The sequence below is a fragment of the Pseudoalteromonas luteoviolacea CPMOR-1 genome, assembly GCF_001625685.1.
Lineage (GTDB): Bacteria > Pseudomonadota > Gammaproteobacteria > Enterobacterales > Alteromonadaceae > Pseudoalteromonas > Pseudoalteromonas luteoviolacea_K.
The window spans coordinates 132,754-152,416 of sequence record NZ_AUYC01000035.1 but is presented as its reverse complement, the minus strand read 5'-3'; the positions used below and the strand labels follow the sequence as shown (position 1 = coordinate 152,416).

Annotated in this window: 14 protein-coding genes; 8 read left to right on the top strand and 6 right to left on the bottom strand. The window is 39.3% G+C overall.

The genetic code is table 11. The features are described from left to right. Window positions 1–49: 49 nt before the first annotated feature. A complete protein-coding gene (locus N473_RS15295) occupies window positions 50–2,023 on the bottom strand; it encodes a hypothetical protein (RefSeq protein ID WP_063368665.1) in 1,974 nt (657 codons plus the stop codon). 438 nt (window positions 2,024–2,461) lie between these two features. On the opposite strand from N473_RS15295, the gene N473_RS15290 reads away from it, so the two are divergent. Both N473_RS15290 and N473_RS15285 read left to right on the top strand, forming a co-directional pair. Beyond that, the gene (locus N473_RS15290) at window positions 2,462–2,947 is read left to right on the top strand and encodes a hypothetical protein (RefSeq protein WP_063368664.1); all 486 of its coding nucleotides are present in this window, start codon (window positions 2,462–2,464) and stop codon (window positions 2,945–2,947) included. Window positions 2,948–3,366: 419 nt separating this feature from the next. Beyond that, the gene (locus N473_RS15285; protein WP_081221205.1) at window positions 3,367–3,708 is read left to right on the top strand and encodes a hypothetical protein; all 342 of its coding nucleotides are present in this window, start codon (window positions 3,367–3,369) and stop codon (window positions 3,706–3,708) included. A gap of 317 nt (window positions 3,709–4,025) precedes the next feature. Here N473_RS15285 and N473_RS15280 read toward each other — a convergent pair whose 3' ends face one another. Further along, window positions 4,026–4,535 carry a peptide-methionine (S)-S-oxide reductase gene (locus N473_RS15280; RefSeq protein WP_063368663.1) on the bottom strand — a complete coding sequence of 170 codons (510 nt, stop codon included), beginning with the start codon at window positions 4,533–4,535 and terminating at the stop codon, window positions 4,026–4,028. Between the two features lie 186 nt (window positions 4,536–4,721). On the opposite strand from N473_RS15280, the gene yddG reads away from it, so the two are divergent. Together yddG and N473_RS15270 are read left to right on the top strand one after the other, a co-directional pair. Beyond that, window positions 4,722–5,654, top strand: a complete 933-nt coding sequence (gene yddG / locus N473_RS15275; RefSeq protein ID WP_063368662.1) for an aromatic amino acid DMT transporter YddG — start codon at window positions 4,722–4,724, stop codon at window positions 5,652–5,654. A gap of 46 nt (window positions 5,655–5,700) precedes the next feature. Further along, the gene (locus tag N473_RS15270; protein ID WP_063368661.1) at window positions 5,701–6,909 is read left to right on the top strand and encodes a tyrosine-type recombinase/integrase; all 1,209 of its coding nucleotides are present in this window, start codon (window positions 5,701–5,703) and stop codon (window positions 6,907–6,909) included. Between the two features lie 224 nt (window positions 6,910–7,133). Here N473_RS15270 and N473_RS15265 read toward each other — a convergent pair whose 3' ends face one another. After that, entirely contained in the window at window positions 7,134–8,684 is a 1,551-nt protein-coding gene (locus N473_RS15265; protein ID WP_063368660.1) for a methyl-accepting chemotaxis protein, read from the bottom strand. A 227-nt stretch (window positions 8,685–8,911) separates the two neighbouring features. Between N473_RS15265 and hemH the strand changes: the two genes are divergently transcribed. Further along, a complete protein-coding gene (gene hemH, locus N473_RS15260) occupies window positions 8,912–9,931 on the top strand; it encodes a ferrochelatase (RefSeq protein ID WP_063368659.1) in 1,020 nt (339 codons plus the stop codon). A gap of 45 nt (window positions 9,932–9,976) precedes the next feature. On the opposite strand, the gene N473_RS15255 is transcribed toward hemH, so the two are convergent. The 3 genes from N473_RS15255 to N473_RS15245 form a co-directional block, all read right to left on the bottom strand. Further along, window positions 9,977–12,541 (bottom strand): putative bifunctional diguanylate cyclase/phosphodiesterase, encoded by a 2,565-nt coding sequence (locus N473_RS15255; RefSeq protein ID WP_063368658.1) that lies wholly within the window; start codon window positions 12,539–12,541, stop codon window positions 9,977–9,979. A gap of 272 nt (window positions 12,542–12,813) precedes the next feature. Next, window positions 12,814–14,220: a YfcC family protein gene (locus N473_RS15250; RefSeq protein ID WP_063368657.1), complete on the bottom strand. Its 1,407-nt coding sequence runs from the start codon at window positions 14,218–14,220 to the stop codon at window positions 12,814–12,816. Window positions 14,221–14,341: 121 nt separating this feature from the next. Next, the gene (locus N473_RS15245) at window positions 14,342–15,922 is read right to left on the bottom strand and encodes a diguanylate cyclase (RefSeq protein WP_063368656.1); all 1,581 of its coding nucleotides are present in this window, start codon (window positions 15,920–15,922) and stop codon (window positions 14,342–14,344) included. Between the two features lie 270 nt (window positions 15,923–16,192). On the opposite strand from N473_RS15245, the gene N473_RS15240 reads away from it, so the two are divergent. From N473_RS15240 to N473_RS15230, 3 genes are all read left to right on the top strand, one after another. Next, window positions 16,193–16,390 (top strand): hypothetical protein, encoded by a 198-nt coding sequence (locus tag N473_RS15240; RefSeq protein WP_039610062.1) that lies wholly within the window; start codon window positions 16,193–16,195, stop codon window positions 16,388–16,390. A 38-nt stretch (window positions 16,391–16,428) separates the two neighbouring features. Next, on the top strand, window positions 16,429–16,896 hold the full coding sequence (locus N473_RS15235) for a nuclear transport factor 2 family protein (protein ID WP_063368655.1): 468 nt from the start codon (window positions 16,429–16,431) through the stop codon (window positions 16,894–16,896). Window positions 16,897–17,081: 185 nt separating this feature from the next. Then, on the top strand, window positions 17,082–19,058 hold the full coding sequence (locus tag N473_RS15230; protein WP_063368654.1) for a hypothetical protein: 1,977 nt from the start codon (window positions 17,082–17,084) through the stop codon (window positions 19,056–19,058). Window positions 19,059–19,663: the final 605 nt, after the last annotated feature.

The following is a 19,663-nucleotide window of genomic DNA, read 5'->3' as shown; positions in this document are numbered from 1 at the left end:
GATAAAGTTGACTGTTGAAGGTACGCTTATTTATCCAAGAACAATTCAATCAGCCTTCAATAAATGTCTTAATTTGCTCATGTAGTGAGCTTGCATCATCCGCAATTGCCCAAGCCCACATTTGTGACAGAGCGTTAGACTCTTTAGGTTCTAAACCGATTTTGAAAAATGTACTGTAATAAGGAAAGTTAGCAAACGGTTTTGCTGGATTTTTCAGTAAAGATAAAGTCTTATCCTCAAGTACCTTATCACTATCCCACGATAAACTGTATCGAGCATCAACAAATAAGGCAGCATCTTCCATCTCAGAGCCAATCGTGCTTTGGACTTGCTGCCCCGCTAAAATTTGCGATTGAAGACTTTCGTCAGAGAGGCTATTCTGCCAATCAAGCATTTTTGCATTCTGAATATATAAAACCTCAACAGTACGACCTGCACTAATATTTGCTAATGGGTTTTCTACAGTTGTTAATTCAATTCGGTAAAATGCTGGTTGAGTATTATTCGCATTACTCTCAAATAGACCTTTAACTAGTTGCTCAAAAGGCGTCGATGAATTGTTCTCAGTATTGTCGAATACGTGTATCAAACTGGTTGCACAAAATGCAGGGTGTGTGGGATCTTTTTGGCTGTCATTAAATAACTGATAATTTCCGGTCGTATTATCGTAGTCAATGCCGAATAAAGGCGCTGCTTGCCCCGCTGCGACTATCTTTGACTTTTTAACCAAAGGAGTACTTGTGTTGTCAAATACAACTAATTTAATCGCCTCTTGTTGCTCCTGTCCATTGTCTGTTTGAGATAAAATTCCTATCACTCCCGTATTGTCTAATGTTCCGCCATCGGTGTATAAAGTCTCTGGGTAGTTTTGACTCGTCTCGTTAATCGGCCAGTAATTATGCCTCGGTATAAAATCTGCAATCTCATTGAGCTTATTTTTATCTATAAAGCTTTTAAATCTATTCACTAAAGCGGCTGATAGATTAGATACTGCATCTTTTTCAACACCATTTTTTAATTCACCTAACAAGCTTTTCTTGTCCGAATCAGTTAATAAGGGCATTACTCCATCTAATATTTGCGAAAGGCTCATAGGGTCATTAATTTTTGCTGTAAACATGGTAGCAAGCGCGTTTGCAAAAAATGAGCTAGATGTACTTACAATGTCTACTAGTGCATAGGGTTGGGTGATATTGACTTCAACCGGCGAAGTATTTGCACCTGTCTGCTCTAAAGTAGAAGCATAAGCAAAGGACTCAACCTGGCCACCACCCAAAATCGTAAAGTTAGGTACCTTCCCTCTTGCGCCGGCAGAAACCGCTGTTGCTTGATTCGGTAGTTGAACAATATTTATTTTAGCATTATCGATCGACTTAACTGGCTGCATGATATTGTTGTTCATAATGAGAAATGGTCGACCCTCACGTAAGTAAAAAAAATTGTCCGATGAAGGCTGCATAGACGGAAAGGTGTTTTGTGCGTAGCTTTGAGATAAAGAGAAGGACTTAGTTGATGTCCACGAATATTCCCCTTTAGCTCTCAAATTGAAATGAGACAGTATGTGTGTGGCAACAATATCTGTCCAAAGCCACTGATGATCTTTACTTTCATTTTTAGCTATAAATGCAGCAGCTGTAACCAATAAATTATCAATACCAGTAGCCGCTGGAACATTACCAAAGCTATGCTCACCGAGTTTATTTATATCAAACTTACCTGGTTTTGCAGTAACCGCTAAGTTTTGGGGTTGGATATATTTACCAAGTAGTTGCTCATCAGTGTATTGTGATGGTAAAAATGAATAAATAGACGATGCCCAAGTACCACCCGACACAGATGAGATATACCGGGCTTTTTCAAGTAAGTTATGCGTATTTAACCCTAACATCTGGCCCCATGCGCATGTTAATGCTCGAGACCCCCCGCCAGAAAAGCAAAATGCGAGATTCGCTTTTTTTGTGTCTGAGTTGTTCAGTGTGGGGTTAGCGGTATTGCTTGGGTAGATCCGTACGTTATGTTTCATGAACTCTTCCTCGAATATGCATGAAATAAAATGATGAAGATTTTAGCTTAGTGAATAGACAGCATTTTTCCCATTACACTGCTCTTACAGATATGCGATTAACCTTTTAAAGTATTAAGAGGACGATTAGACCAACTCGAGTGGCCATGATTGCCGCAATGCTCTGCATTACCAATTATTTTTGATTTATGTGCTTTTGAAATTCTGAACAAGACATAAGTTTATTCCTACGCAAATTACAATCCTGTACAGATTCAACTAGACACAGTGCAAGTAAACTCTTGCCTCTCGAGCACTCTATTCCTAGTTTATAACGGCAAAATTTGTCCGTTTCAAACAGATTTATTCGTTACTACATGTATTTAATGGAAATTTTTAATTACTTAAATTGGCTTGTTGTTTGCACATTAGACGTTACTGAAAATAAGGAGATAAGCCATGATTTTAAACTCAAATCCATACCAAGGAACGGGTGCTGTATCGCAGTATCAAGCTATGCAAGCAGCCAATAAAACCGCTGCAACGTCATCTGCAAAACAAACTGACAAATCGGAGCAATCACCTACCACATCGGATCGAAAGCTCAATTGGGATGTTTTCAAAGAGCAAGTCGAGTCGGACCCTTCATTTGCAGCCGATATGGCAGAAGCCGTCTCCTTTATCCCTGATAAAATGCTGGTAAATCTTAACGAAGCGCCTCCTCTTACTGATCCTGTTGCTTTCAAAAAGTGGGCTAGTAAGTCAGATGATTTTGATAAAGAAGCCGCGGTGGTCACAGAACAACGAATTCAGATATATAACAATATGAAACACGAAGGCGCCTCAGATGCCGAAATTTTTAATAAAATTCTCGACTTTAATCGCTCTCTGCCAATGGATTATCAAGTCAAGGCAGGTATGTTGGCGGTAGATACGTATGCGTAATAAAAAGGCCTTAAAGTAAGGCCTAAATTGCTTTTAATACCCGTAATTCACGATAACCTGGCTTTTTACGCCATAAATGACACCGAATGCAAAGAAGGAATTTTTTTCGCTGCTTTGTTAGCAAACAGAGTCAATAGTCCAGATTTGTTGTTACTAATTTTTACACACTTATTAATGCCATTCCAACACAGATAAGCGACCATTTCAGCTGGTGTAGAAGAATAGTTGTAGTAATAGTCAACAGTATTTACTTTGCACTTGAAGTCTACGAACCTGAAACGGGTAAATTAAGAAATCTGAATACGCCCGTATTATATAAAATTGGTGATACACCGCTGAAATCAAGCCAACCAGTATAGGTTGCAAAAATGTTATAACTACCCTATTTTAGAACTGATACTCACAATCGGAGCAACTCTATGAAGGAAATTATTTTAGCATTGTCTATTGGCGTAACAGGCGTTGCCGTCGCTGCTGAGCATGTATCGCACGATAAACACGAACATAAACATGCTTACAACTGTGGTCATGCTGCTGAATGGCATGTAGACCACTTTGATTATAATCACAGTGGACATGATCACCATAACCATGCCGGAGAAGTTCATGAAGCCAAGGTAAAAGTTCATGAAAAGCACAAACATGGTCATGGGTTAGATTGTGGTCATAAAAGACGAGTTGAGCAAGGACGAGTTGAATATAACCATGATGGGCACTGGCATCATCAACATGGTGAACACTTCCATGAAAACCATGGTTAATTCATACACTATAGAAAGCTCAGTTTTAAGCTGAGCTTTCTTTAAATTATAACTGCCCTAATATCAAAAGTATTTACACCCCACTCAATTTAACATAATTAAATTTCAATAATAAATTGTATCGTTATCACCTATATCAATGAATAACCCCAACACCAGAAGCTGGCGTAAAAGCTGTAAATGACAAATATACGAATTCATAGCGGTGATTGTCAGAGAATAGTCACAAAATGACGAGATTGTTCCTTTAAAAAGAATGGATGTATAAAAAAATACGGTTTAATACAAAAATAAATTCTATTTAAAAGAATGAAAAGTCAATTTATCGCTTTATTCACTTGCTCAGAGTTCACTTTATACTTAAATTTTTCCATTAGTTTTACCAATTTAGGAGCGATGATGTTCTGACAAAATGGTCTTTTAGGTGCTGTATAAAAGTAATCTTGATAATACTCAGAAGACAATTTAAATTCGTTGATTAACAGTGACCGAGTGATTATGGGTTGCTCGAACTCCCCTTGCAGCGTTGCAATGATACCCTCAACTTCCTTTTGTTGTTCTATATTCTGACAATACACAGCACTGCGATATTTATCGCGACGTGAATGATTTGACGTTGAGCTATGTGTCAATAAGTGGATTTCAACAAGATCATTTAACGTAATCATGTCTGGCGCAAATTCTATCAAAATACCTTCAGAGAATGAGATATGGTCCTCAAAACTGTTTAACCAACCTTGCTCTACCGTTTTAACGCCAATGATAGAACGAAATATTGCCTCGGTACACCAATAACAACTTCCGCCTAAACCAAGTTTATTGCTCATAAGTCACTCTCTGAAAAAGCTTTAAACATCATTTTTTGATTCCGCTTAACACACGACAACAGCCTTATACCTAGTATATCAGTGCGTAAGATAATTTATTCATACACATCTTGAAAATATAACTAAAACAGGTGCAGGATAATTCAAAACCTATATAATCAAGCGTTTTTAATGGAGTTCTGAAGTTTGCAATCTCGATACAAGTTTACACTATTTGGCGTTATGGCCGTGCTATTGTGGAGCGGTGTTTTACATATCGTACGTATCGTGAGTGAGGACTTCGGTGCAATTGGCGGTGCAGCGCTTGTTTACACCTATTCGGCGTTGTTTTTAGTCGCCTTCTCAGGCATACCCAATTTTAAAAAGTACCCCAAACGTTATGTCGTTTTTGGCGGAACTCTCTTCGTTGCATATGAGCTTTGCTTGTCTTTATCTTTAGGATTTGCAAACTCTCGTGAACAATCTGCACAAGTATTAATAGTCAACTATCTTTGGCCTCTATTTACTATCTTGGGTGCACTTATCAGCAAAAGCACACACGCTAAATCTCTGTTGTTGTTACCTGGCTGTATTTTAGCATTTGTTGGCGTGTGCTTAGTTGTTTCTGGAAGCTCAAACCTTTTGGAGGGTATATTAAGCAACGTCATTAGCAATCCCCTGGCATTTTTTCTTGCATTTAGTGGCGCAATAATTTGGGCCATATACTGCAACTTAACCAAATCTATGTCCGGTGGACATAATGCCATTTCATTATTTTTTGTTTTTACTGCGTGTACATTATGGCTTAAATGGTATCTTCTTGATGTTGGTTTTGAATCAGGCTTTTCATTTTCAAGCGTATTTTTACTCGCACTTGCAGGTGCGGGTATGGCGCTTGGCTATGGGTTATGGAACAAGGCAATCATCGGCGGTAATATGATTTTACTTGCCGTAATTTCTTATTTCACCCCGGTATTTTCAGGTGTGTTTGCCGCCCTTATTTTGGGCGTAAGCTTACATCAGAGCTTTTGGTTCGGTGTTGTTTCAGTGACACTTGGCTCTTTACTCTGCTGGCAATCAACACGCCATAAAAATCAACATATTAGGCAGGTACAAACTGTGCTAGACAATACTGAATAAATATACATATAATTTGATACAAACATACCGCTTGGATCAACAATATATGACGCCGTTAGTCGATACACTTAAACAACTCAGATATCTTATCGCTCATTTAGATGACGATACCTTGCCAAGTGAATACCCTGCAATGGCTGAGTTTTTAAACAATAATCGACTCGCAGAGAATGTGTGCTTTGATGAACTGAAATTCCTTTACCAATTTTTGTATGTGTATGGGCGAAAATCTGAAGCAACATTTAATCGCTTTAGAAATGAAATTGAGCGTTTCCATTTATGGAGCTGGCTGATACAAGAAAAATCAATATTTGAGTTGAAACGCGAAGACATAGAGGCATATGTTGATTTTGTTGTAGAACCAGATCAAGCATGGCTTGCTGATTCTGTTCAGTGGCGATTTAAAAACTACCAAGGGACACGGCAAGTTAATCCTAACTGGCGCCCATTTGTTTATAAAGAGAATGGCGTTAGTCAACAGACTCTTGCTTCAATGTTCACCGCACTAAATGTGTTTTATAAGTTTGCAATATTGGAGGAAAAGGCATTCGCCAATTTTGTACCAGTTGTAAAAAAGAACTGTCCTTACTTAGTCGTTCAATCACAAATTAAACTACCAGACACGCTAAGTGACTTGCAATGGGAATATGTTTTTGGTGTCACCAAAGACTTATGTGAGCAAAACCCTAAATTTGAAAGGAATCTATTTACGTTAGCTTGTCTCAAAGGTCTTTACCTTCGCATATCAGAGCTTTCTGAGCGCCCACAGTGGTCTCCCGTTATGAGCCACTTCTGGCAAGATCAGGATGGTTTTTGGTTTTTAAGGATTATGGGCAAAGGAAATAAACTGCGAGATGTCACTTTAAGCGATGATTTTGTGATGTATTTAAAGCGGTATAGGCAGTCACGTGGCTTGACGTCCCTACCTCGTGTCGATGAACCACATCCTATAATTCATAAATTGCGCGGTCAAGGTGGCATGAATGTGCGTCAACTTAGGCGAATTGTTCAAGAAAGCTTTGACTTAGCCATTGATAAGTTAAAGCAAGATGGCTTTAGTGAAGAATCTGAAAACCTAGAAGCCGCAACTAGTCATTGGTTAAGGCACACAGGTGCAACTCATGATGCACAAACCCGACCTTTGAAGCACTTATCTGAAGATCTCGGTCACTCGAAAATTGCGACAACTGACCAGATTTATATTCAAACAAATATAAAAGAACGAGCTAAATCTGGGGTTAAAAGAAAGCTATAACCCCCTTTCCCACACACATATTTAGGCAAGTTATATATCATTATTGTGAAGCTTATCGGTAATTAAACACAAACCCTTGTCTGTTAATGAATGCGCTCTTGCTTGTGAGTTATAATTTTTATTTCCAAGTATATTGTTAATATTTGATTAAAGCACATTAAGGTATGATGTGTTCTTTTAGGGTCGTCATTAAGGGCCTATATATGGCCCTCATCAATAAAATTTTATCTTTTAAACCTAACTACCAGTTCATGCATATCTTTAGCAACACGTGTTAGGTCTTCACTTATCTCTTGGCTCTCTAGCGAACTGATAACACTTGAGTTAGCCAACGAAGCAATATTCACGACTTGCTTATTAATATCTTCAGAAACAGTGGCCTGCTCTTCTACAGCTGCTGCAATCTGCATGCTATTAACGCTCATTGTTTCAATTAAAGAATAAATATGCTCAATTTTTTGTGTAGATGCATTCAGTTTTTCGATTCCTAACTGTGACTCTGTTTCGCCTCGCTGCGCGATCACTTCAGACTCTTGTGTGCTCTGCGTGAGTTCATCAATTATCGCATGAATTTCTTTAGTAGACTCTTGAGTTCGCTGCGCAAGGTGTCTCACTTCATCAGCAACAACCGCAAAGCCTCTGCCTTGTTCACCTGCCCGTGCCGCTTCGATGGCTGCATTCAGTGCCAATAAATTTGTTTGTTCAGCGATTTGTTCAATTATTTGTGCGGCATCAGCAATTTTGGTTGTTTGACGCGCAACACCAAGGACTGAGTCTTTAATATCAATAACTGTCGCCCCCAAGCTTTCAATAGAAGACTTAGTCTCTTCTGAACTCTTAGCCCCTTCTTTGGCAAGCTCGAGTGCATCCGTGGCATCCGCCGATGTAGATTGAACATTTTGTGATACTTCATGAATGGTCGTGGCCATCTCATTCATTGCCGTTGCAACAAGCTCAGTTTCTTGCTGCTGTTGGGTAAGCCGCTCAGTCGTTGAACGGCTTTTGTCTGTCGTTTGCTCAGCACCAGTGGTCACTTGTTTTGATGCGTGTTCAATTCGAGTGATCACAGTGTCTAAATGCGCATGTTCACTAAGCAATTTTACATGTAACTCGGCCATTTTCCCTTGCCAAGGAGAATACACTTGTTTTGACACGTCATCGCAAAAACTATGTTTCAAAACTTGGTTAATTCTTTCAAGTTGCTCATTATCGCGATATCGATTGTAACCAAAGATAGCGACACTATTGAGCATAAGCCATGCAAATGCACCAGACTCAGAACCTAATGCATATATAGCAAGAGAACTTGCAAATGCAGCAACTGGCCAGATTGTTCTTAACCTAGGTAGTTTAAAGCTTGCTTTGCGGCCATTTTGAATCGAGCGATAGAGCATGTCCGCTCTTTCGATGTTTTCGCGACTAGGGCACGTTCTGACAGATTCATAACCAATAACTCGACCATTTTCAGTCATTGGGGTCACATATGCATCAACCCAATAAAAATCGCCATTTTTACACCGGTTTTTTACCATCCCCATCCAAGGCTTACCCGCTTTTAACTGAGTCCACATGGTTTTGAACGCCAATTCAGGCATATCTGGGTGTCTGACTATGTTATGAGGTTGGCCTATTAATTCTTCTTTTGAGTAGCCACTTATATTTATGAAGTGTTCATTACAGTCAATGATTGTGCCTTTTAAATCAGTAACTGAAATGAGTTTATCTGCTGGTGCAAATCGCTGTTCACGATTTGTAACTGGTTGATTAACTCGCATTTAACTTAGAACTCTCTGCAAATTACGTTAAAACTCGACGCCGGATAGAGGAACATACGACTTATACTATACATAAGCAACCTATTTTCACTCTAATACTACAATTTTAAGACGTATTGACATGATTTAAATTAAAAACATGTGTGTTAGATCCAAATATGCGTGTTTTACGTATACGCTTTATTGTAAAATATCATCCGTTTTAAAATGCCACCAAGGAGTGCTAAGTGTCCAGATTTTCGGCAATTACAGACAATCCACATGAAAATCGTTTCAACAATAAAGTTGGCGTACTTGTAACCAACTTAGGCAGCCCAGATGCAGCAACCACACAAGCACTTAGAGTGTATCTCAGAGAGTTTTTATCAGATCCGCGCATTGTAGAAATCCCTCGTATTATTTGGATGATGATATTGCATGGCATTATATTAAGAATTCGCCCAAGCAGGTCAGCTAAGGCTTATCAGAGTATTTGGACGGCACAAGGCTCCCCACTTATTGACATCACTAAAAAGCAGTGTCAAAAATTAAAAGAATATTTAGTCGAACATAATCATAACGACGTCGAAATTGTGATGGCCATGCGATACGGCAACCCATCAATAGAAGCTGGGTTGGAAGAGCTGCGAGAGAAAGGCATCACAAAAATTGTTGTACTACCACTCTATCCGCAATACTCAAGTGCAACTACTGGCTCAACCTTTGATGCAGTCTCTCGAGTATTAACGAAATGGCGCTGGGTACCCCAATTACATTTCATCAACGGTTATCATGGCAATGAAAAGTACATCGAGTCATTAAGTAACTCAGTACAAGAATACTTAGACAACAACCCAACACCAGATAAGATCCTCTTTTCTTATCACGGTACGCCGAAAAAATTTCTAACCAATGGTGACCCATACCATTGTTTCTGTCACCTGACGACCAATGCAGTGGTCGCCAAACTCGGCCTAGATAAAGAAAAGGTCATGACAACCTTTCAAAGCAGATTTGGCCGAGAAGAATGGCTCAAACCATACACCGACTTTACACTGAAAGAGTTGGCTCAATCAGGGACCAAACATATAGCGATATTAAGTCCTGCATTTAGTGCAGACTGTTTAGAGACACTTGAGGAATTAGAAGAAGAAAACAGAGAGTACTTTATCGAAGCAGGTGGTCAACGTTACGATTATATTCCCGCTCTCAACGATAGAGATGATCATATTGAAGCATTTTATGACATTTTAAAGCCGCATATTTAACTGTCGATATAAATGTAAGATGGGCCTGACAGATCAGGCCCTCAACTAGACCCTGCTTGATGTGATGCCTAACATGTTAAGCTCAATCGGCTTTTCACCATTAAACTCCTCTAGCAAATGTATACAAGCGCCTATCGGTCTTGCCGGGCTGTAGTAATAACCTTGTATATGATCGCACCCAAGTTCTTTTAGTACACTCAGTTGATTCTCTGACTCGACCCCTTCCGCGATGACCTTTATGCCAAGTTGTTTTGCCATATCAATGAGGCATGAGATCATAATTTGCTTACTTTTATCCTGTAAGAGGCTATCTACAAAAGACTTATCTATTTTCAAATAATCAACTTGATTTTCAATTAGATGGCTTAAGGACGAATAACCAGTGCAAAAATCATCGAGTGCAATTTTCACCCCCTTTTCTCTTAAGTCTCTCAGTAGTTGCCAAGTGTAATGATTAGTCGCCATCGACTCAGTTACTTCAACCGTTAGACTACCAAAAGGTATATTTGCACTTTCAATCGCTTCAGTCACCAAGTCAAATTGATTGTTACTGACTTTGAATTCATTGACCGAACGGTTAACAGATATACTGACATCAGCATACCCAAGAGAGTGTATCTTACTTAAGTCTCTACACGCCCTTTTTAAAACAAAGTGTCCAATTTGTTGAATCAAGCCAAACTCTTCTGCAATCGGGATAAATGCCCCAGGGGATATCATCCCTTGCTCATCATCAAACCAACGGACCAAAGCTTCAAACTTAACAATACACCCTGTTGATTGATCTACAATTGGCTGATAATAGACATTCAATAAATCATGCTTTATTGCGTGCCTTAGCTTATCTCTCAACGCAATTTTATTGAGGTACGCAGTTTGTATTTCTTGGTTGTGCAGCGCCACACTGCCTCTGTTGGTTTTCTTTGCACTTTCTAATGCATGTGCAGCATTTCGAATAAATTTGGCTGCGGTGATCCGTTTTCGGCAATCTAGCTGAGCAACACCTGTACTGGCAGTCAGTTCAATGGTTAACTCATTAAATACATAAGGCTGCTTCAGCTTTTCATTTAACTTAGAGGCAATATCATAGGCACTTTGCTCATCCATTGCATCGAGCAAAATCGCAAACTCATCTCCACCATATCGAGAAATCGTATCCGCTCTTCTTAAGCCATTTTTTAATCTTCGTGCGACAGAAATAAGTACTTTATCGCCTATTTCAGGCCCGTATATATCGTTGACCTCTTTGAAGTGGTCTAACCCGATAAAGAGCAACGAACACGGCTGCAAAGTACTGCGATTTTGAGATATCTTGGACTCAAGAATATCCATAAAACAACGTCGGTTAATGAGTGCCGTTAAGGGCTCATGGTTAGCATAAAAGGTCAGTTGAGCTTCATTGCGTTTCCAAACGGTAATATCCCTAAAAATAGCTACATAATTGACAATTTCATCGTCTTCATCCCGAACGATATTGAGCGTTAACTCCTCGGGGAAAATTTGCCCATTCTTTCGTCGATTGTAGATTTCACCTTTCCATGTGCCCTCTTTACTAAGAATATCCCACATCTTTTGATAAAATTCAGGGCTGTGCTTGCCTGAAGATAATACCGACGGGTTTCTGCCCAGAAGCTCAGTATCTGAGTAACCCGTTAAACGTTCAAAAGCCCTGTTAACCATCACAATACGGTTTTTATGATCAGTGATCATGATAGCTTCTGTAGCATGCTCAAATACAACATTGGTTAACTCAAGCTGTTTGTTGAGGGCGTAAATATATGAAATATCCTGAACCGACGCACAAAAAATCCGCTCATCTTCTTGCTCGTCTGAGCGCTCTACATGCCCTATAACTCGAAATAATCCTTTGAATTGACTTCTATCTCGGTGAGACACATGTATGTCTATATGGTTTATTTGCCCATGACGCAATTTCTGCATCAAGATTCTTAGAGATTTTTGATCTTTGTCTTTGAGGCTGTCACAAAACATCTCAAAATCAACAATTTGATCTGGCAAATTCACTAAGGTTTGCATTTCTTGACTAAAACTGTGGATGTTCCTACTTATGTTCCAAGACCAGGAACTCAATCTGGCAATACGCTCGCCTTTGGCCAACTGCTTGACAAGAATCTCTTGAGCAGCCAACTCCAAATTGTGATTTAGTTCCGCACCAACAAGTAAGCTTAACTCTCTAAACCAATGCTTGTCGTCACTTGAAATTTCAATTTTTTCGTCGAATAGACAGACCATGATACCTATCGGCTTGTGGTCTAACGCCCTAAGCGTAACTCCAAGATAACCATCGATATCAAATATCTTTAAGATTTCGTCTTCAGCATACATTTGCTGTAAATTACAGCTGATAGAGCAAACACTTTGACTGTCTTTAGCGTCTTTGCAAGGCGTCCCTTCAAGATCATAGATAATGTAGTTGGACTTTTCTCCATTGACCGAGTAAGCAACGGTTTTGACCCGAGTATCTGAATCAATGAATTTACCAATTAAACAATGAGCTGGTTGAAACTTCTCGTAAATCAGGTTGAGTGCCAATTCATAGCGAGCCTCGCTACTTGGCAAATTATAGAAAGTACTGAATGATAGCGTCATCGTTTAACAATCTTTTAATAATTATAGTTATTAATATGAACCGGAATTAATACATCTAACAATGATAAATAATCAATATTTAGAAATATGAAGATAGATCAATAAAATATCAATAACAAGGATTTGAAATATATATCTAACAATATTTCAACCTTTAAACACCAGTTTTACCACTTATAGACACAAACATATTATTTTTATCTAAGAAATGCTATTTAAAAAGCAAAAAAAAGCCGTCTTATAAAGACGGCTTTTTGTGAGAAAAATTAACTTTATTCAATAATAGGCTGGACATCTAAGCCATAGCCAAAGCTGACAGCAAGGACAAGAACCACTGAAGCTGCCAATAATAACTTACCAATCAAAGGTAGGCAGAACCTGAACCAGTGTGTATAAGGCACACCAGCCATACCTAGAATACCCATCAATACTGCGTTAGTTGGTATAATCATATTCGAGAACCCGTCACCAAATTGGTAAGCAAGCACGGCAACCTGACGTGGTACACCGACCAAATCACCCACTGGCACCATTAGCGGCATGGTCACATATGCTTGTCCGGAACCTGAAGGAATAAACGTATTCAGGAAAGTTTGAATAATCAACATGCCAACAGCCGATATTTCTGCAGCAACGTGAGACAATGGCGACGAAAGGCTGTATACCAATGTGTGTAGAATTTGACCATCTTCTAATATAAGTGCAATACCACGTGCTACACCGATTAAAACAGCAGTCGTAACAAGATCTGATACACCATCAATAAAGCGCTCAGCAGTCTCATCAGCAGATAATTTACCAATTACAGCAATCACAATGCCCCAAGCAACAAATAAACCACCTAGCTCATATAAATACCAACCTTTGGTTGCAATACCCCATACTGCAATACATAACGTTATGATAAAGCTAAATAACACCGCCTGGTGACGACTATTAAGTTTAGGATAATTTGGTTTTGCTTGTCCTTCTAGTGGACAAGGCACACCAATCATCATAGATTTGCTTGGATCATTTGAGACTTTTTTTGCATAACTCCACACATGGTGAAAGCCGATTAAAACAAAAGGAATAAAAATCGCGAGTCTTAGCTCAATACCAGAATAAACCGGAATATCTGCGATTTGTTGAGCAATGAGAACAGTAAATGGGTTAAACGCTGAAACACCATAACCAATACCATAACCTGCGACAATCATACCTACAGCCGTCATTGCGTCTAATCTCATGGCCTTACAGAGTGCAACCAAGATCAGTACAAATGGAATATATTCACCAGCAGTACCAATTGTGCTCGACGCCAAAGCAAAACAAAACACAACCATAAATATAAGGCGTTGTGGCTTTGTACCATGCTTTTCCAATAAACGACCAATCAACGCATCAACTGTGCCTGTTGCACGAGCAATGCTCAGTACACCACCTACGATTAATACGAAGAAAATGACATCTTGTGCTTGCGCAAATGCTTTAGGAATTGCAGTGAGCAGATCCCATGGAGTAAGATATTGTTTTTGCTCTACGAGCTGATAAGTACCAGCGACAACCATCTGCCTGCCGCTTTCGGTTACGCTTGTTTCAAAAAAGCCCTGAGGTACCACCCATGTGGCTAACAGGGCAACCACCATCATGCCGAGCAATAGCACGAGTGTATGTGGCACTTTCAAAGTTTGTCCCATTTACTACTCCAAATCAATAATATTATAATTTGGCGCGCATCTTACCCACATTTAAGACAAAGATCATTGTCTAAGCTAAAAGTTTGTAAACGATTAGCTGTTTTATGAACAAAAAATGATATTAAGCAGCTTCAAGACAACAACTTCTATTTCTTCCTGCCCTTTTAGCTTGGTACAAAGCTTTATCTGCCATTTCAATCGTTTTGTCTATTCTCATTGAGTTATTTGGCCATGTAGAGACGCCGATTGACACTGTAATAGTGATTCCGTCGGGCATAATGTGATTTGAAACTAATTTTCTTAACCTTTCAGCTGTAGACATTGCTTGTGAAATAGACTGATTTGGCATGAAAATTAAAAACTCTTCCCCGCCTATCCTACAGCAGAAATCATCTCCCCTTGCGTTTTGAATCATGAGATTTGCAAGTTCTTTGAGCACTTTATCACCGGTACAGTGACCATGACTATCATTTATAGACTTGAAGTGGTCAATATCAATCGCCAACACTGAAAACCCAACTTGAGAATTGAGTGTATTCTCAAGCCACAGCTCCAGTGACAATCTATTATGTAAAGAAGTAAGCTTGTCTGTTTTACGATCTACATCCAGAGACTTTATCACCTGACGAACCGCACGATGACTCTGGATTAAAGCATATTTAAGGTTAGCCACTTCATAATACCAAGCACTTACCCCAGAACTAGCTATACTATGCTTTTCTACAGTAGCTAGTTGCTTTGCCAGTAAAGCTAAAGGCTTTGCGATTAACCCGCCAGCTACAAACACCCACCCTAAAATCACAATCGTAAAAGGGGCACTGGAATAAACAACGGATTTATGTGTTACTGCAAGCTGATTTAAAATTGAAATAAGTGGCCTTTGACTCACGACGCCCCACCCTGTCATGGGGATAGACGCGAAGCCAGCAAGCATCTGATTGCCACCACTATTTGTCAACTCCATTGCGCCTGTTTGTCCATTTAAAACACGTTCTATTACAATGTTGTTTGATACTTGTTCTCCAATTCTTTTTGGATCGGGGTGATACAAAATACGTTGCTTTTTGTCTACAACATAAGAATATGAGCCACCTTCGTAATGATGCCTTCCAAGTAAACGATTAAGGATTGTATCCCCATGAAGATAAATGCCCCCGGCAACGAACCCCAAATATTGACCATGGCTGTTGAAAAGCGGGTAAGTTGGGCTAATCATCAAATTGCCAGCAGGAGAGACAAACGGATCAAGGACAATAGGTTCTTGTAACATCACTTTATCTAGTTGCTGTGAAGAGATTGATTCACCTAACACCGGTAATTCAGGCATCACTGCGATGATTTTTCCTGTTCGGTTCACCACAACGAGAGAGTCAAAGCTATTTGTTTGTGACAACAAGCGCTCTAATTCAGCGTTAATCAATACGGTGTCATCAATATGCTCGGCAATATGGAATGCACTGACATTCAATTGACTGTTCACTGACTGTAAGAAGAGTTGTGTAACCTCTGCAAGTTTTGTCGCATAAGTCTGATTAGCATGCAAAGTATCTTGGATAAACGCTTGTCTATGTACTTGGTAACTCGCAAAAAGTGTATTTAATAGAGACAATACGACACCACACGTTGCCAAAGCCAATATGAGTTTTTTTAAATCAATTCTAAAAATGTGCTTTAACACATCAAGTAAATTTTTTTTAGCCATATAAAGTCATATGTTTTCCCTGCTCTACCTATATTTTAAAACCCTAATACAGGTAAAAAATTAACCTAGGTCAAGAACCATCATATTAGTACGACTTTAAGATTAATCCTTTAGTTCGAGTGAGTTAATGACACAATAAAGGCGGTGAAAATCAATTCCTGTTGATTACAGTTACTTAGCAATTTTGGCTAAATAAAACGTTCCAAAAGCATGGTTTGTGTACTTATTTCACTTTATAATGACGTCTTATTTTTAGTTTAGGGTTTTTTAATGGGTAAAAAGAGTAAAACTAATCCCTTAGTGACACACTTCACCATTGCTGCTGTTGCACTTGCGTTTTTATGGTTAATGACGGAAGACAAGGATGTATTAGTACTCGGCAATTCTTTGGTATTGGTGTATGTTGTATATGCACTGGCTTCTAGATTTGTTGCTGCTAAGAAAAAAAGCAAGCACTCTTCAAAATAACGCCGACAAGGAAGCCTACAAAAATAACAAGGAAATATATGAAACAACTCTGCGTCATCCCCTTCGTTTTTCTTACCGCATGTACGCTCACTAAAACAATAGATCCATCTGCGCATCAACAATGCGAGCAAACGATATACCAATATCCAGAGATAAGGGACAAAGGCACAACTGAGCAGTACGTCAGTTTATTTACCGAAAACGCCACGTTTAATGTAGAAAAGTTAAATATATCCTTAGTTGGTCATCAAGCACTTGCAGCAAGATTTGAATCAGCAAGAAAGCAAAAGAAATCAATTCACCTTATGACCAGTAGTCGAATTTTTTTAGATGAAAATGCGCGTATTAGGGCTAATTCCAATTTTATCTTGTACCAAAAAAACAAAAATAATGAAGGTGTAACAACCGTGATAGCTGGTCGCTATCTTGATAACTTAACAGTGACGGATAACACGTGTAAATTCAGCCACCGTGAAGTCGTCGTTGATAGAGTTGACACACTTTAACGACCTGTTTTTTTCACATTACTTCTAAAATAGCAATTTTGGGCTACATTCTATTAAGCTATTGGATCGCACATTCAACATTAGCTGGAACCGAACATGGGTATTAAACAGTAATTACAAGGGATTGGCAGGTTGGTTGATTGATGCAATAGCAAAACCGTTTTAATAACCTTGTAGGCATTGCTATGAACATGTATAAACCATTCCAAGGATTATGCTTGGGTTTGGCCTTATTATCGTTGTCTGGCTGTTTAGATAACGATGATGACGATCCTGTCACTAATCCTGTCGAACAAAGCACAACTGTCACTGTTACCCCATCACTAGGTTTGATAAAAAATGCTGACGTCCAACTACTCACACTGGCAAATAAGCAAGTGGTTGAAGGTGCAACAGGCTCAACCGGAGATGATGGTACGGCCACCATTACCGTACCCAGTGGCACAACGGGCCCTTTCATTGTTGAAGTAAAACCAACCAGCGAGTCTGAGTATTTCGACGAATCAAAAGGCCAATTTTTGCCGTTACCATCTACAACGACATTACGTGCGGTCATGGCATCACTGCAAAACCAAGTAGGTGTCACCACCTTAACTGAAATCGCCGCTAATTCGATAATCTCAGCAAATGTGGTCGATGCTGCGTCAGTGAATGCGGTAAACGAGCAAATAAAAAACGCCCTTGCTCCCGCGCTTGATTCTATTTTACAAGCACCACAACTTGTGTCAGAAAACGTTGCAGGCTCAATTAATAATGACCAAGCTGGCATATACGCAACAACACTTGCTGGCCTTGCCAAACTAGGATCCAGTCAAGACAATCCCGCAATTGCAATTTTAAACAGTTTAAAGGCTGATTTTTTAGATAATGTGCTCGATGGAAAGGTAGGCGATCAAGTCTTCGAAAACCCGGTGTATAATGCAGAAACTTTTGTATCTGATTTATCAAGCCAAATTAGCGCCTATGCCAATAGCTTTGGTGTGGAAGCCTTGTCAGCAGATATAAATGGCATATTCTCTCTTGATGACATTAAAAAAACATTAGAAGGCCTCGAAGAAATATTAAAAGATCTAAACTTAGATGATATTTCTTTCGACTTCATCCCTGGGGGCCTTATACCAGGCGGTGATGACGATGATGATGATGACCAAGGCAGCGATGACACCGTACCAACTTTAACCATCACCGGCACATCGACTACCGCAGGTATTTCAGTTAATTTGCCTGAGATTAAACTCGAAAATATTCCAGCACCAAACCCTGAAGACCTGGGTGAGATTGAAAAACAAATCAAAACCCAAATCGAGTCTCAAGGTATTACGGTGTCTGACTTTTCATTTCAGCTAGTCAGTGCAGATGAAAGTAAGCTGGTGGTCAGTGTCAAGTACACCATTTCTACGCAAGGCGTCACTTCTACTTCAGACCTTACCTATACTTGGACACCTGGTTATTCAGGTGGCAGCGATGATGATTCTGATGATAGCAGTGACATGCTGCCAGATGCGCTGAAAGGCAAGTCTTTTACACTGACCTTTGCCATGAGTGCCAGTGGTTCATCATATAGCGACGGCCAAGTTGTACAATTTACATTCTCAAGTTCAGGTGCCCTATTTATTGATCCTAACCCTGAGGCCAATGACGGCTCTGAGATTCAAATTAATGAATTTGAAATGGTCGGATCTGAGTATATATATAACGATGAAGCTAATGGCTTTAAGTATGCAGTTTCTGTTCTTAACGATAAATTCCATGAAGTAAATTTGAGTACATCAGAAAATACTTTCTTAGGACAGTTTACAGAAAAGTCTACCGATGGCGCAGTCGAAAACCTTGAGTTGGTAACCGCGTTCGCGAACACCTATACAGTCACTGGCGATGGACATAGCCGAGGCACTGTGATTATTGAATCAAACGGCACAGTTGACTTTGATACCGGCGTGAGCTTTGATGCTTCTATGATTATGAGTATTGCTGATAGAAGAAACATAGAAAATGAGCCAAGAATTCAAATTAGCTATGGTGCTGATGATGATGGTCAAGTTATTCAGCTGTTCCTCAACACAGATTTACAGTCTATTAAGATGATACAGTATCGATATAGAACTGAAAATATTGACGTCACGACGACCGTTGTCTCTGTCACTGGAGGAAGTGGCGGTTAAACTATCTTTGCTTGCAAAAAGGCCTTATGGCCTTTTTGCGTTCACCATCTGAACTAATACAGAGTGCAACTAGAATTAAGCAACCGTGTTATTTCTCTGCGTATCATGTGAAGTCCGCTCCACTCGCTCGTTGCTTGTAAAATTTCCATATTGTTCAGAGTGGTTTAAATATTGATACTTAATCAACCACCGATGTGATTACTTAACCAAAAATACAGGTATGAGTGGAGACAACAAAAACGTAATTTCTCATTTTCGTTTATTTCAATTTTCAACTACGCTTGTTGAGTAATCATTTTTATTAAATCGCAAGCTATTGTTATTATGTATAAAAATCATCCCAACCGTCTTTTTTCGATATATTGTTACACTTATCCGTACACTTTTGTCAAGACGCGAAAGTGTCAATTGTCTGAAATATATTTGCGGTGAAAAATCTATTTCTGTGATACATTCGTATATTGAAAAACACACTCTGGGTTTGATGACATGAAGTGAGTAGGTTCCAGTTTGGGTGCAGAACCTAAACACACTTTTTGTGTGGTTTTAACCACTTCAAGTTATGATAAATTGTAAACTTTTCCGCGGTTAGAGCTATGGCAATA